Annotated in this window: 12 protein-coding genes and 2 pseudogenes; 3 read left to right on the top strand and 11 right to left on the bottom strand. The window is 39.8% G+C overall.

Features of this window, described 5'->3' with window-relative positions; translation table 11 throughout:
- Window positions 1-14: 14 nt before the first annotated feature.
- From F972_RS09775 to phnC, 7 genes and pseudogenes are all read right to left on the bottom strand, one after another.
- Window positions 15-608 (bottom strand): restriction endonuclease subunit S, encoded by a 594-nt coding sequence (locus F972_RS09775; protein ID WP_004769641.1) that lies wholly within the window; start codon window positions 606-608, stop codon window positions 15-17.
- 284 nt (window positions 609-892) lie between these two features.
- Window positions 893-1,645: pseudogene (locus tag F972_RS09780) on the bottom strand (HNH endonuclease domain-containing protein); the annotation flags it as partial.
- 424 nt (window positions 1,646-2,069) lie between these two features.
- On the bottom strand, window positions 2,070-2,927 hold the full coding sequence (locus F972_RS09785; RefSeq protein WP_004757468.1) for a LysR family transcriptional regulator: 858 nt from the start codon (window positions 2,925-2,927) through the stop codon (window positions 2,070-2,072).
- Window positions 2,924-3,931 carry a phosphonate dehydrogenase gene (locus F972_RS09790; RefSeq protein ID WP_004757466.1) on the bottom strand — a complete coding sequence of 336 codons (1,008 nt, stop codon included), beginning with the start codon at window positions 3,929-3,931 and terminating at the stop codon, window positions 2,924-2,926. Before F972_RS09790 ends, F972_RS09785 begins: the two co-directional genes overlap by 4 nt.
- A 29-nt stretch (window positions 3,932-3,960) precedes the next feature.
- Window positions 3,961-4,758 (bottom strand): phosphonate ABC transporter, permease protein PhnE, encoded by a 798-nt coding sequence (phnE, locus tag F972_RS09795; protein ID WP_004757464.1) that lies wholly within the window; start codon window positions 4,756-4,758, stop codon window positions 3,961-3,963.
- Between the two features lie 18 nt (window positions 4,759-4,776).
- Window positions 4,777-5,649: a phosphate/phosphite/phosphonate ABC transporter substrate-binding protein gene (phnD, locus tag F972_RS09800; RefSeq protein WP_004757462.1), complete on the bottom strand. Its 873-nt coding sequence runs from the start codon at window positions 5,647-5,649 to the stop codon at window positions 4,777-4,779.
- A 67-nt stretch (window positions 5,650-5,716) separates the two neighbouring features.
- Complete coding sequence (phnC, locus tag F972_RS09805) at window positions 5,717-6,448, bottom strand: phosphonate ABC transporter ATP-binding protein (protein ID WP_004757460.1); 732 nt, start codon at window positions 6,446-6,448, stop codon at window positions 5,717-5,719.
- Between the two features lie 201 nt (window positions 6,449-6,649).
- Here phnC and F972_RS09815 point away from each other — a divergent pair.
- A protein-coding gene (locus F972_RS09815) for an IS3-like element ISAba21 family transposase (protein WP_089024808.1) occupies window positions 6,650-7,815 on the top strand; the annotation gives its coding sequence in 2 pieces (ribosomal slippage) (window positions 6,650-6,908 and window positions 6,908-7,815; 1,167 coding nt in all).
- Between the two features lie 443 nt (window positions 7,816-8,258).
- On the opposite strand, the gene F972_RS09820 is transcribed toward F972_RS09815, so the two are convergent.
- Both F972_RS09820 and F972_RS09825 read right to left on the bottom strand, forming a co-directional pair.
- Window positions 8,259-9,128, bottom strand: coding sequence for a hypothetical protein (locus tag F972_RS09820; RefSeq protein WP_228127556.1), 870 nt, complete (start codon window positions 9,126-9,128; stop codon window positions 8,259-8,261).
- A gap of 139 nt (window positions 9,129-9,267) precedes the next feature.
- Window positions 9,268-10,272: a YagK/YfjJ domain-containing protein gene (locus F972_RS09825; RefSeq protein WP_004757421.1), complete on the bottom strand. Its 1,005-nt coding sequence runs from the start codon at window positions 10,270-10,272 to the stop codon at window positions 9,268-9,270.
- Window positions 10,273-11,036: 764 nt separating this feature from the next.
- On the opposite strand from F972_RS09825, the gene F972_RS09830 reads away from it, so the two are divergent.
- Window positions 11,037-12,101: a hypothetical protein gene (locus F972_RS09830; protein WP_004757419.1), complete on the top strand. Its 1,065-nt coding sequence runs from the start codon at window positions 11,037-11,039 to the stop codon at window positions 12,099-12,101.
- A 558-nt stretch (window positions 12,102-12,659) separates the two neighbouring features.
- Here the strand turns inward: F972_RS09830 and F972_RS16045 are convergent.
- Window positions 12,660-13,172 (bottom strand): hypothetical protein, encoded by a 513-nt coding sequence (locus tag F972_RS16045; RefSeq protein ID WP_004757416.1) that lies wholly within the window; start codon window positions 13,170-13,172, stop codon window positions 12,660-12,662.
- A gap of 492 nt (window positions 13,173-13,664) precedes the next feature.
- On the opposite strand from F972_RS16045, the pseudogene F972_RS09845 reads away from it, so the two are divergent.
- A pseudogene (locus F972_RS09845) lies at window positions 13,665-13,820 on the top strand (Arm DNA-binding domain-containing protein); the annotation flags it as partial.
- 35 nt (window positions 13,821-13,855) lie between these two features.
- On the opposite strand, the gene F972_RS09850 reads toward F972_RS09845, so the two are convergent.
- Window positions 13,856-14,353 (bottom strand): thioesterase family protein, encoded by a 498-nt coding sequence (locus tag F972_RS09850; protein WP_004676633.1) that lies wholly within the window; start codon window positions 14,351-14,353, stop codon window positions 13,856-13,858.

Here is a 14,353-nt window from a genome sequence, read left to right on the forward strand (position 1 = left end):
TTCAAAAATTCTGTTTACTGCGCCACTTTGGCTTGCACTAAAATTTGTTCACTTTTCGCTTGATTGTATTCAGCACGTAATGCGCTTAACTGCTGAAATACCATTGCTTCTTTATTTGCGTCATCGACAAGCTGCAGAATCTCTTCTTGCTGTTGTAATGATGGAATCACAATAGATGCTTCTTTTAAGGTTGAGATATTCAACATCATTAATTGTGATCCACGACTATTCATCTCGAAATAGGAACGCATGGCTTGCGAATGATTGAAGTACCACGCAAGAAATTCAGGCTTCAAATCTTCAGTTTGTAAATTCACTACAATAAATTGATTACTGACTACAACTTGATCTGCTTGATTACCTTTGAACACATAAGCGTTTGGTTCACCGCGAGCAACAACAATGATTGAATTGTGCTTTAAATATTGAGGTTTTGAGTCATAAGCCCATTCAAATTCAGACCATTGATCTTGTTTAATAACCACTTGTTCTTTGGTTAAATCTTTAATTTGAATTGCTTTTACATCAAAAGTATTTACTGATTTTTCAGGGGGCCGTTGCGTAAACCCTGTATATATCTCAGCAATATTTTTTAATTTTGTCTCCATAGTCCTTCCTTTAATAAACTTGGAGTACTTTGTTATTTTTCAGATATAATCTGCTTAACAAAGTCTCCTGTGATTAGTGAGTTTTGTTTTGAAAAATTACTGGTTTGGCGATTAGCTAATTTTTCAAATTCATGCAGTAGAGCTTCTACTGAAGTTTTCTACTGCATGAAATCACTATACGATATTACTTTTATTAATGCAAATTTATTTTGCACTTTTCCTCGTACTGCAAAATTTATTAATTAAAATGAATATAAAATTCATAGATTTAATAAAATTTTATATCAACCCCAAAATACATAATTATTCTCTTTCCCCTGCGCATACGCCCACTCTGCCACCTTATGTGACCGCTCTTTGTCTGTTAGAAAGCCGAGTACAGATATCCGATCTACAATTTTCAAGTCCTGTTCTTCATTCCGCTCCTGCCATTTATGCAGGAACTCATCTGAAGCCAGCAAATTACTCTTTTTAGAATTACAACTTGAGTCAGCTAGCACAAAGTTATGCCCAGTATCTGATGGGTACATCGACCAAGGGATAAAATGGTCGACAGCCCAATTATTTCTTTTGATTTCTTTATTACAGTAAAAGCACTTACATTCCTGTAGTTCTACCAATACATTAGCAACAGCATTCAGCTGATTACGACTCGGCTCAAACATAAACTGTTCAAGGTTTGGCAGCTTATTCAAGATAGCTGCATTACTGCTATTCTTACGAATGTAATCAATCCACCGCTTCTGACAAAGTTCTTCAATAATTTCACTAAATTGTCTTAAACAATACATGACTTGTGGTAAAAGGTTTAATTGCTTATTTGAATATTCGAGTCGATATAAAAACTCAAAATTTTTACCATTGATGTTTTGTAAATATCGTACAGGCATTTCTTTTACTGTTTTTGCCACCTCTTTCAGTAGCTTTAACCAAACAGAGGTATCCCGACGTAATAAACCAAGTGATGAATAACTTTGTCTCAGTAAAATAATTCGATTTACAATCGCTGCCTGCTTACCATTATTCTGATTGACCACAGTGATGATCAGGCGACCAAAGCAGGTTGGATACAGGCGAGTCTTGAGAAGATTAAGAGTACGCCTTTTGCGCTAGAGCCTAAGCACCTGACACACTAGATGTACCCGAAAAGGGGCTAGTGAGACTAACGGACACGTTAGCTGGTGGATATGCGATGCAATTGATCTAAATTAATTTCAAAGCACCAGAACCGGCTCAGTTGTGCCCAAAGCGGATGTTCGCAAAAAATAATCTTCTCTTGATACCGCAGATTAAAGTGGATGTTCGATATGGCCTTTTAAAGGTAGAAAACTTAGTATTTAGACGCCTACCTTCTAGAGAAATAACGCAAATGAATAAAATGCTACCATCAACTTAAAATCATGATATGTCACGGCAAACTTCACACTTTCTAACTGTTGGCATAAACAACATACCATCCATCTACTGAAGTAGAAATTTTTTGAAATGTGCCGATGGTGTATTTTCAAGCATATTGCCACGACAAATAACGTAAAGATTTTTGTAGGGGGTGATCCCTTCAATTTTAACGCTTCTTAGTCGACCACTCTCGCACTCATCGACCACAGACGAAGAGATCACCAATGAAATACCCAAGCCTGCCTGTACTGCCCGTTTAACCGCCTCTGTGCTTCCAAGCTGCATAGATACACCAATAGAATCTGCCACGCTTCCGAAAAAATGCTGTAACAGACGCCCTGTGCCGCTACTTGTTTCTCCCCCCAGCAATTTCTCTCCCTTCAGCCAATCTAATGGAATACTCGCCAATTTGGCCCACGGATGCTCCACCGGCACAATCACAGCTAGTGCTTCACTTCGCCAAACGCATGCATCAAATCCCTCTCGTTGATCCCACCATTCCATAATGGCCACATCGACTTCAAAGTTTTCCAGTTTTTTCACAATGGTAAGATTATCGCCAATGACTACATCAAAATTGCAAGTTGCTGTTTTCTTGAACCGCCTCAAGTGCGGTGGCAATACATAGATGCCGATATTCGAGCTCGCGCCTATTACAAGACGATTTGTGTCGAATAATGCGCACGCTCTGGATCCGGTGCGCACTAGGTTTTCCGCATAAGGCAAAAACACTTTGCCTTCCTCTGTGAGCGTACAACCTGCGTTGTTTCGCACAATCAGATTGACACTCAGCGACTCTTCTAGGCGCCTAACATGCTGAGTCACAGCTGACTGTGAGAGCCCTGTGTGCTTGGCTGCTTCACGAAAGCCACCCCGATTCACGACAGCCAGAAAAGTAACTACGCGTTCAAGATTGATCAATTAACGCCTTCCAAAATTGGATTATTGATAGCATCGGATGGCCTTTGGCCGGTCAGTGCCTGTAAGATATTATTGGCTGCTAGTTTCTCGATTTCGAAACGCACGTCGTCGACCGCAGACCCCAAATGTGGGGTGAAAAATGTTTGCGCTGTATTGGTCAGTAACTCCTGCGGAATAGCTGTTGGCCTATCAACACGGATCCACTCTTCCAATTCGAAAACATCTGCCGCATAACCCGCCAATTTTCCAGATTCAAGTGCTTCGGCAACAGCTAATTCATCGACAACTGAACCACGACACGCATTGATCAAGTAGCTTCCTGTGCGCATTGTGCCAATTGTTTCTGCATTCAATAAGTGCAAAGTTTGCGGCGTCATTGGCAGCATAGGTACAACAAAGTCACTGCTACTTAATAATTCATCGAGACTCACCTGTCGTGCATTCCAGGCCTTTTCCTGCTCTTGATTCAAGGCGATGTCATCGCAATAAAGCACCCGCATATCAAAACTCGATAAGCGCTTCGCAATCGCTCGCCCGACCGCACCCATACCGATGATTCCGAGTGTGCGTCCTGTTAAACCCGTTCCGTATAGTTCCGGTCTCCACCCGTTAAATCCGTGAGTTCGGATACGGCGATCCCCCTCGGCCAGATGGCGAGTCAGGCCAAGAAGCAATCCAATTGTCAGCTCCGCCGTTGGGATGGTCAGAAGGTCCGGCACGATGCTGAACCAAATACCACGGCGGGTACAAGCATCGACATCAAAGTTGTCATAGCCTTTGAGTGCTGCACCTACAATCTTCAATTTAGGGCAGGACGCAAGAAAATCATCATCGATACTGTCAGGCATGAATACCATCAGTGCGTCAGCATCCTTTGCTCTCTCCAGCAATTCTGCGCGCGACATAGTATCGCGGGTCATGTTGGGAACGACATCCGCAACAGATTGTAAATAATCGATAATTTCAGGATGAACCCAGTGGGTAAGAACTATTTTTTGTTTCATGTGTATACCAGATTTTTTATATGGGTTAGCTACTTGAACTTGCGACGCAAGAATGAACTGAATGTATCAACTAGCGTCACCATCCCAAGAATGACCAGCAATATCGCGGATACTTCTTGGTATTGCATAAGACGCAGCGATCCTATCAACTCGAAACCTATACCGCCGGCACCGACCATTCCCATCACCGTTGAGGCGCGAAAATTGTATTCCCACCGATAAATCGCGGTGTCGGCCATTTGCGGTAATACTTGCGGAAAAATGCCATGAAATATCACTTGTAGCGGGCTGCAACCTGCGGCCTGCGCAGCTTCAACTGGTGCTTGATCTGTATGCTCAATCGCTTCCGCAAAAAACTTAGCGATCATGCCGATTGAGTGCAGGCCTAATGCCAACACACCCGGCAGTGCACCAAAGCCGACAGCTGCCACGAAAACTATACCCATAATAAGCTCAGGAACAGATCTCAACACATTTAACAGAGCACGCGCAGCCTGATAGACCGCTGGATGTGGACTGGTATTGCGTGCAGCCAAAATACCCAAGGGCACGGACAAAAGCACAGCGATGGCGGTTCCAGCAATACTCATGGCTAAGGTATCGAGCACTGGCTTGACCCATGCTCTCCACTCACTAAAGTTGGGAGGGAACATCTCACCAATGAGACTAACAAGACTTGGCACGCCTTCGCCTAAACGCTCACCATCAAATAGACCAACGTAATACCAACATCCGACGACAATAGCTAAAATCAATATCACATACCTAACTACTCGATTCCAGCTTTGGCGCTGCTCTGACAATATGGCTTCGAAGTTCGTATTCATTGTAGAGACCTCAAAAAATTAGAACTTGGAAAAATCTAGCTTTAGCAAACTACCTAAATCACGCACGACATCGTAATCCTTATCTGTTACAGGCCCGAATCCTTCAGCCTTGAATGGTTTCAACACGTTCGGATCTTTCAAATCGAGGAAGGCAGCACGAATTTTTTCTTTAAGCTCTGGTTTTAAGTTAGAGCGCATAGTCCATGGGTACTGAGGAAACGGTTTTGACTCCACTAAGACCTTCACTTTGTTTAGATCGATCAAGCCGCTCAGAACGAGCGATTCGAAAATGGGCTTGCTCAGACCACCGGCCTGCGCGTGTCCATTCTGAACTGCCATCGCCACTGCATCGTGAGCGCCTACGAAATGCTCCTTGTAATCCGTTTTGGCAAATAATCCTTTATCAGCAAGCATTGATTTGGGGATCAGGTGGCTGGATGTAGAGGCCTTGTCACCCCAGGCAACGGTTTTTTTCTTGATATCTGTGATGTTGTTGATGCCCGCCGCCTTATTCACAATTAGCACTGACTGATAAGTTGTTGTGCCTTTTTGTTGCATTGCTGCAAATGGTTCAATCTTACTTTTCTGTTTGGCCAATACATAAGACAAGGGCCCAAAATATGCAAGATCAATACGACCGAACCGCATTCCTTCAATCATTGATGAATAGTCAGTGGTAACAATAAGCTCAATCTTTTTGCCCAGAGCTTTTTCAAGATACATCTCTAGAGGCTTATTATTTTTAATGACGGTTGATGCATTTTCATCAGGCAAGAGAGCAACTTTTAATGTGCCGGGGTCAGGATTAGGTGCGGCATATGTGACACTACCTAAGAGGCTAAACGATATTAGAGCCAGTACAGCGAATAGCTTTTCGAATAGCTTTTTCATGGTTATTTCTCCTCAGTTCTTAAGTTAAACAATGGTTATGAGTAATATTTGGAATGTTTGAATTCAATTACGCTTTTTGTTCATAGAGTTCAGTTACATGCGTTTGTGTCAGAGCCGCTGGTATTGCATCGAACACAACCTTGCCATGAGCCAGACCGACGATTCGGTCAGCATAGCGTTTAGCGAGATCGACTTGATGTAGGCTGACTACAGCGGTTATGCCGTCTTCTTTGCATATCTGGTGTAAGAGCGCCAAGACTTTGTTGGCGGTTGCTGGATCAAGGCTTGCCACAGGCTCGTCTGCCAAAACAAGTGCCGGTCGCTGCGCTAATGCCCGAGCTATACCCACGCGTTGTTGCTGACCGCCACTTAACTCATCCACTCGTGAGAGTGCTTTGTGAAGTAGCCCAACGCGGTCAAGGCTGTGTAATCCAATAGATTGATCCTCCTTCGATAGAGGAAAAAGAGTACGAAGCGTCGAGTGATAACCTAGTCTACCCATTAGCACATTTTGCAAAACAGAAAGTCGACCAATTAATTGATGCTGCTGGAATATCATGCCAGTACGCCGACGATGCTCTTGCAATATTTTTTTGTCCAACAATGAACCTAACATTGTAATGTTTATATTGCCGCTAGTGGGTTTTTGCATCAGGTTAAGACAACGGAGCATTGTTGATTTGCCTGCACCAGAGGCACCGAGCAACACTGAAAACTGTCCCTCTTGAAACGTGAGTGAAGTTGGATGCAACGCAATCATTTGTCCGTACTGGACGGTAATATTTTGAAGTTGAATCATTGCTGCCAGACCCTCGTTGTTGTAATCAATCTTTATTTTTGATTACGAAATCAGATAATGAGGTGAGCATAACGACTCAATGTTACAGTTTTATTGCGAGCAATTAGCAATCGCACTCAAACGCTTTGTTCATAGTGATGTGTGCTGAGAAAACAGGAGGTTTTAACTTGGTAAACTATAGACACTCATCAGGAGTTTACCATGAGCAAGAAACAGAAGACTTACACCGCAGAATTTAAAGTTGAAGCAATAAAATTGATTGAAGCCAATCAAGGCAATGTATCGGAAACAGCCAGACAACTTGGCATTTCAATGCAAACTCTTTCAAATTGGAATAATAAAGCAAAGACTGGCACCTTAGCAGGCACTAAACAATATTCACCTGATCTAAATGCCTTACTCGAAGAAAATAAAAAGCTCAAACAACAGCTCAAAACAGCTGAAATGGAACGTGAATTTCTAAAAAAGGCAGCAGCGTACTTTGCGAAAGAAAGTCAGTAAGGTACGCCTATATGAAACAGCAAAGATATTTATTCCCGATTAGCTTTATGGCTAGATTACTTCACGTTTCAGTGTCACGATTTTATGATTGGCTAAAACGAGGCATGAATAAAAGATTGGTTCAGCGAAATCAACAGACAATTTTGGTCAAAATAGCTCATGAGGAAACTAAACAAAGCTATGGCTATATTCGATTAACTAAGCATTTACAAGCGCAAGGTATCAAAATCAGTACGTATGCTGTACGTCAAATAAAAAAGCTCAACCAGCTGTATTGTAAGCGTCATAAGCGTTTCAAAAGAACTACGAAGAGTGATCATAATCGAGCGATCTACGCAAATTTACTAGAGCAACAGTTTTCAATGACTAAGCCCAATCTTGCATGGTCAAGCGATATTACATACATTTGGACTGCTGAAGGTTGGTTATACTTGGCAGCAGTAAAAGACCTGTACACGAAACAAGTGGTTGGCTATAGCTTAAATGAGCGTATGACCGCACAACTTGTTTGCAATGCACTGACTATGGCGATTCGTAATCAAAAACCAACGAAAGGCTTAATTGTTCATTCGGACAGAGGCAGCCAATATTGCAGCCATGAATATCGAAAGATACTGGAAAAATGTGATTTTCAAGGTTCAATGAGCAAACGTGGGGACTGTTACGATAATGCACCGATTGAAAGTTTCTGGGGCATACTCAAGAATGAATTAGTGCATCATTGCAACTATAAAACCAGAGATGAAGCTAAAGCAGATATTACAAAATACATTGTGTTATTTTATAATCAGCGAAGAATTCAAAAGAGTTTGGATTTTAAAACGCCAAATCAAATAGCAGAGAACTTTTATCGGTTAGCTGCCTAGCATATCCCAAGTGAAAGTCTCCTGCTAATTCAGCACATATCATAGTTCGGGTGATGAAAGATAAAGTTATGCAAGAAATTCAGTAAACACATGGCTCACTCCTTTGTTTTAAAGAGTTCTACCAGATCACTGTCAATTGATGGCGGCAGAACGAAAGAGGGTTGACAGACTGGTAACAAAGAAACCAGCACGCGCAAGCGCGTCCCCCTTCCGCCCTACCATAGAGAAAAGGGGGACGAACGGGTTTCCAATGTGTAAAACAGAGTTTACACATTGTCTTTGTTATTGGGTCTGTCAAAACCCACTGGCAATGTAGGCCAGCAAAAAAAGGATAATCTGCGCACTGAATAGTGTCAACTTCAAAACATATAAAAAATAATGGTTTATTGGTTGTAGCCACTTCTGTTAAGCAAATGCATGCTACATATCCAATGCCCCCTTACTTATTCAATTTTTTTTTTAATCACACTCATGTTTTTGAATCCAAGGTAAGTTACACACAAAGCCTTCTTCTCATCATTCACAATACTTCCGCCCTGTGGTAATTCCAGAAGATGATTCAGCAAACAAAACTCAGCACCTGCTGTTTCAAGGCTATTCGTTTCACTCGCTTGCAATGGCAGTGCCTGAATGGGATGGTGCATCAGCAAATCAGGTTTATCCAACGAAATTCCTTTCTGTTCAGTGACGTCGCGCCAAAGCCTTGCTAGATCCAACTCGATTTGATCCACTCTAATCTGTTCAAAATAATGATGATCAAAACTCAGACATAATGTAACCACGTAACGCGGTATCCGCTCTTCACGATGTATATAACGCAATGCAAAGCAAACTTTGTAACGATACCACTCCAGGTGATCTAATCGTTTTTCAAACTGTTTTACCATCTTGCTTAATGTCTCAAGGCAAAGATACGGATTAACCACACTCTGAAAACCAAAATTAAAGCAGACATCCCTTGGATTTATGCAAATCTCATTCATGGCTTGGTATAAACGCTCAACTTTGTCTATGTTTTTGCGCTGACGTTCATTGACATGATTCATCCAATTTACAAATGTAGCTGTGTTAAAGCTGCAAAGTAATTCTTTAACAACAAGGGACAACCGTTTTGAGTCCAGTCGATCATCTTGGTAATAGTGCCACTCGTTTTTATTAAACACTGTTAAATAAGCTTGTTTAAAGCACGTTAACCAAAAAGACAGTTCAACATTACAATCCAAATGCATCAATCGCTGGCAAGCATCGCTGTATGCCAGTAACTTTTCTGTGAATTTCTGAATACATAGCTGCTCACCATCTTGTCCACGCAAATTACGAGCTTCAATATAAAGGTTATAGATATCCGCCTCTAAACGCGGGGCAATGGCTAATTCGAGATGTATCGTCATGCTAACAGTCCTGATTCACTAGATTTCATAGAACTGTCAGCACCATATTTTTTTACTCGCTTTATAAGTCTATAAGGTCTCTATCAAACGCTGTCCATGCACCGATTGGCGCTGGATCAGACTGATCTGCCTGCTGCTCCTGAACTTGGGTTTTAGCCAGAACCCACCGTGGTTCAAGCTCACCTTTGGTAAAAGTTCGCATTTTAGGAGTTCTAATCAGCAATCGTTGAGACCATTTATCATCATGATTCAAATACTCTGCAACCGTCGACGTATTCTTACGCATATTTTGATCAGCAGAAAATATCTCACCAATTCCCAAAGTCCCCATCATTTGATACTTTTCCTTATTCTCCTTACTGTTGACGTTATAGCCCATACCAATCCCTTGAGTAATACCCTGCCAAAGCTCGATCAATTTATACCCGTAATATTCATCCCGCTGAACTTTATGTGCGTTGAAAATCAGATATAGATGAATATGAAAGCCTTTTCTGTCGCCCTGCTCTAAAGCCATCCCATAGCCCAATAGGTGCTCTACAAGCCCCTGTCTGTACTGCAGATATTTCCGTAAACTTTCTACATCCTGGCTAAAGCGATCCAAAGTAACTTGAGGCTGACTTTCTTGCAGATAACTCAAATCGACCCGAATGACCAATCCGCGGCTGTAGTTAGCGAAAATTGCATTGATGTAAGAGTCAAACGCCTCACGATTATGCCGCTTTTTTTCAGTATAGCGTTTCATTTCAACCGCCAAATCTTTCTCACAATGCCGCAACTGGTCTCTGAACCGATATACTTCTGCTTTGCTTAAACTATTGAAGTAGGTCTCATAATCACGTTTATGGCGCTTACGGTCGATATCCTCCACCAAACGAAGAAATGCTTGGATGTAGGTCGAGTAGACTACGCCCTCTTGTATGAAGACGTTAAATGCAGGGATCAGCTCTTTGAGCTCTGATATAAACTGATCAGGTGGTACACCTAAATTATTACAGCGAAACACAAAGTCATCGACAGCCTTCAACACAGAAGACTGGTTATCTAAACAAAAGGGATTAAACATTTGTAATCCTTAGCTATGAATGAACACATAGCTAAAGACCTAAATATAATTTTTTACTCAGTCTGACTGCTGCTGTGCTTTGCTCTGAGAAGCAAGCACAAGCATAAAACGATACGCTTAGTTGTTGGATCAGTAGAATAGGTAAACTGACAATCAGTCTGTTTTGAGCAGACTGATTGCCATATCTCGTTCATGAGTTCTCTACATCACCACATATAATTACTTTGATCTAGTACTGGTATTTGATCTCATCAGTAATACCTAAAACTTCTTAATCTCAATTGTGTAGTAATTAGTAATATTAGTAATAATATAAATACCTGCTTTACACCTAATCCCCAATCCTCGGTTCTGCAATAGCACGGCATACAAACATGCAAGCAAATGCGTGCGTTTCTTCGCACGCGAGTTGGCGGGAGTTATCCGCCAAAAGCTAAAAATCAAAAAAATAAATCTTCTTTCTTTTTGCACCAAAAAATTTGATCCAACATAAAACAATTTTACCTTAAACTACAATAAAATTTTGCATCAAGTAAAATATTAATAAAAACTTTTAAAAAAAATACAACCTATTGATTTTTAGTTTTTTATTAAAATTATATCTACTGTAATTCTACACAAATTCTACCAAAAAAAACTCTTTAAAATATAAAAAAACCTTATTAATTACTTTTTGAATTCCACTAAAAATCACTCAAAATTTATTCAAAAGAATGGTGAATTCTTTTATACTTATCATAAGTGATCTATAGAAAGGGTATAAAATGGATTTAGATTTATTTTATAAAAATTATGAGAATTATTTTAAAGATTTTGGGAATAGAGAATACGTTCTTGCTTGGTATATCTATTGTGTACATTACAAAGACGAATATTTGCCATCACAGTTCTTGATCATACCAACTAATGAAAAGATTAAAGAAGAACTTTTTAAGGCTCTTGTAAGTGAAGGACCAAATACGGCAGCATTCGTAGAGTTGCTTCACCTATATATCAAAGATACAATCATCCCTGATGAGGAACTTGAATTTATAGAAAAAAACAATAACAGATTGATTATCTGGCTACACGAGGAACTCAGCTTACAACTGCAATCCCCCATCTATAGACCATCACACTTCTTGAGAGTCAATCATCCACGAGTTTATCCAAATTTTTTAAAATACAAACAACTAAAAACTCATTATATCACCTCACCTCTACTCCCCAAATTCATTACAAACAACCCCAACAATCCTGATGAGTTTTCGATAAATTGGAACAATGGAAAACACTTTAATCTTTTTTTTGATGGGGACTTTTACGAACAGCTAATTACTAGATATGATGTCTTAGATACAAATTTTCAGGATAAACTCTCAAAATTAAAACATGCTAATGAAGGATTTAATTATTTCAGCGTTCCAGATAAAGAAATCTCATGGATCAGTCCAGATGATGAACTTCAATTAAAATGGGCTAAAGAGTATTTATCCAAAATTTTTCAAAACCCTTCGCTCAATTACATGCCACCCTCAAGGAAAGTGAATCTGAATCAACTCAGCTTATACGATCAGATTCTTATAGACTTAGATCGTTACGCTTACTCAAATCCTGCTGTAAGAACAATATTGATCGAAAAGATGAAAAAGTCATGGTCACAAAAAAAATATCGCCAATCAGACAAAGTAAAGAAAAATTACCACCTTCCGCTTACTAAAGACTGCAAGGACAAATTAAGTAAACTTAGTGCACTTATGAACTTAAGTGAAAACAAGGTAATCGAAAAATTAATCAATGAAAGATATGAGCTTGATTTTCTGGATGAAAAAGGTAGATCGAAGTATTAAGTTACACACTCAGGACTGTTATAAGTTTTATGTAAGTACCTATTTTCTACATGCTCCAAGTCAGCCACTTTTAGCTGACTTGGAAAATAATATCAATTTATTCTTTATAATTTTGCATCCTTTAAAACCCAATTCAAAAGCATTGTGGAAATTTACTGCTTTCTGCATAAGCTAAAAACATCCAAGCGTTACCACCTTCTAACCAGCCTTGACATGCAGGAGTAAACTCACCATTACAGCCACCTGCGACCCGAACTTTATTAATGATCTAGATATACAGGTATTCAAATTATGTATATCAGAACATATAAAAATATTCTTAAAAACAAAAAATCTGGGGTAAGAAAAACTTTATTACAGCCATCCAGACTGATTAAATACTCCCCACAACACACTTCAGAACGGGCAACAGATTTACTTTAATATTAGGCTACCTCAAACTTGCAAATAAATTTTTTCTATAAAAAATACAGCTTTTAAAATAACTAGAGTGTTAGTGCAAAATCAATAAGTATTTGGACACCCATTCTTCTTTAACTTGGACATTTTAATAAATCGTTAATTTTTACAGTGTTCCGTAGTTGGCAATGTGAATACCATGCCACTCACCAACGAGCTAATACGATTACTTTCAGCCCTACGTTGCTTGGTATTCACCGTTAGGGCATGAATCATGATTGTGTCCTGATACATTTTTTCAGGCTCAACTTTTTCATCAATTTCCGAAGCACAAACCATTTTCATACTAGCTTCATGTGCTGCTCTACGATATGTTTCACGATCTTCACTAGCCAAAGTCAACTTTTTTCGCAATTCTTTCGCATACTGCATATACACGCTAATAGCCTCAGGGTTATTAGCATATTTGAGCTTAATGTATCCCTCAATATCATCACGCACACCATTATTATTTGCATCAATCCCACCGATGGTTTTTGTTTTATCTTCATTTTTTAGGAATTTGGATGCTCTCACTTCTTTTAGTGAATTGTGAATAGTTGGATTAAGAAGCGAGGAACAGCCTGTCATAAATATACTTAAGCAACTCAGTGCAATAACTGCTTTTTTCATAGGACTTATTTCACTTTTTCATTTAAATTTCGTTTTAGGTACAAAGAGTATCTGAAAATCAGAGTATCCAATTAAAAGAAGAATCTATGTCCAGTACGATATACTATTAAGTGTCCAATTGGACAAGAATATGCTGTTAGTAATGATAATGCTATCATCCGTACACGAATTCAAATCCATGACGAGGATTTGAACGAAACGTACCAAAAAAATCCTATTGGGGTCAAAATTGGGTCAAAGATACAAAAAATTTACAACTACCCAAAACAAATCAACAACTTAAATCTTAAGTTCATCTGACGCCACCTCCACCAAATTCCGAAAAATGTATCAAGATTTATCACGATACATAAGACTGAAAGCCTTAGCCAGAAATGGTTAGGGCTTTTTTAATCCCTAAACATAACCAAATATAACCAGCTATAGTGTACATGCACCGTGTACACTGCCTTGTACATTGCAAGATTTATTGAATCCGCTGGTGTACAAGCCATGAAAAGAACAGAAATTAAACGCAGGCCATTATCAGATACTGCTCTTGCGAACCTTGAACCTGAATCAAAAGAATATAGAGAGCTTGACGGTAAAGGCTTATATTTTCGTGTCAAACCTGATGGTAAGAAAGCATGGTTATTCAGATATAAAAAAGCGTCCAATGACGCTTTAAATGTTTGCTCAATGCCCTAGTACGCATAAGAGGCAATTGCGGTTGCGATTGGTTTATCTTCATCATTGACCATGGTCATACGCATGGTGCAGCCCTTACGGCCTAAACGTAATGTTTCAGCACGCGCAATAAAGAACTGGCCACGCCCTGGTGCCAGATAATCAACACGCATATCGACTGTTGCCAAACGGGAAACTTTTTTGATGGTATCAGGCAAATTCTCAGGGGTTGAATGACGGTAAAGCTGCTCCATCGCGACAATTCCACCAATACTATCCAGTATGGTTGCAGCCACGCCGCCATGCAGGATTTGAAAGGCCAGATTCCCCACCAGTTCAGGCTTCATTTCCACATAGGCTTCAATCTGGTCATCGACCACACGCATCTCCATACCACTGTATTTAAAGAATGGACAGGCATTAAAGGATTTACAAAGTTGCTTTAACACCACAGCATGATCTACTTCCACACCCAACTGAATATTACCCGTCCAGTTTTTCTTTACATCATTCAT

It is taken from the genome of Acinetobacter sp. CIP 102529, assembly GCF_000368325.1.
Lineage (GTDB): Bacteria > Pseudomonadota > Gammaproteobacteria > Pseudomonadales > Moraxellaceae > Acinetobacter > Acinetobacter parvus.

Coding starts and splice junctions, on each gene's coding strand:
- F972_RS09830 (WP_004757419.1), top strand. CDS start 11,037: ATGGATTTAGATTTATTTTATAAAAATTATGAGAATTATTTTAAAGAT.
- phnC (WP_004757460.1), bottom strand. CDS start 6,448: ATGATTCAACTTCAAAATATTACCGTCCAGTACGGACAAATGATTGCG.
- phnE (WP_004757464.1), bottom strand. CDS start 4,758: ATGAATACGAACTTCGAAGCCATATTGTCAGAGCAGCGCCAAAGCTGG.
- F972_RS09825 (WP_004757421.1), bottom strand. CDS start 10,272: ATGTTTAATCCCTTTTGTTTAGATAACCAGTCTTCTGTGTTGAAGGCT.
- F972_RS09775 (WP_004769641.1), bottom strand. CDS start 608: ATGGAGACAAAATTAAAAAATATTGCTGAGATATATACAGGGTTTACG.
- F972_RS16045 (WP_004757416.1), bottom strand. CDS start 13,172: ATGAAAAAAGCAGTTATTGCACTGAGTTGCTTAAGTATATTTATGACA.
- phnD (WP_004757462.1), bottom strand. CDS start 5,649: ATGAAAAAGCTATTCGAAAAGCTATTCGCTGTACTGGCTCTAATATCG.
- F972_RS09850 (WP_004676633.1), bottom strand. CDS start 14,353: ATGAATGATGTAAAGAAAAACTGGACGGGTAATATTCAGTTGGGTGTG.
- F972_RS09790 (WP_004757466.1), bottom strand. CDS start 3,931: ATGAAACAAAAAATAGTTCTTACCCACTGGGTTCATCCTGAAATTATC.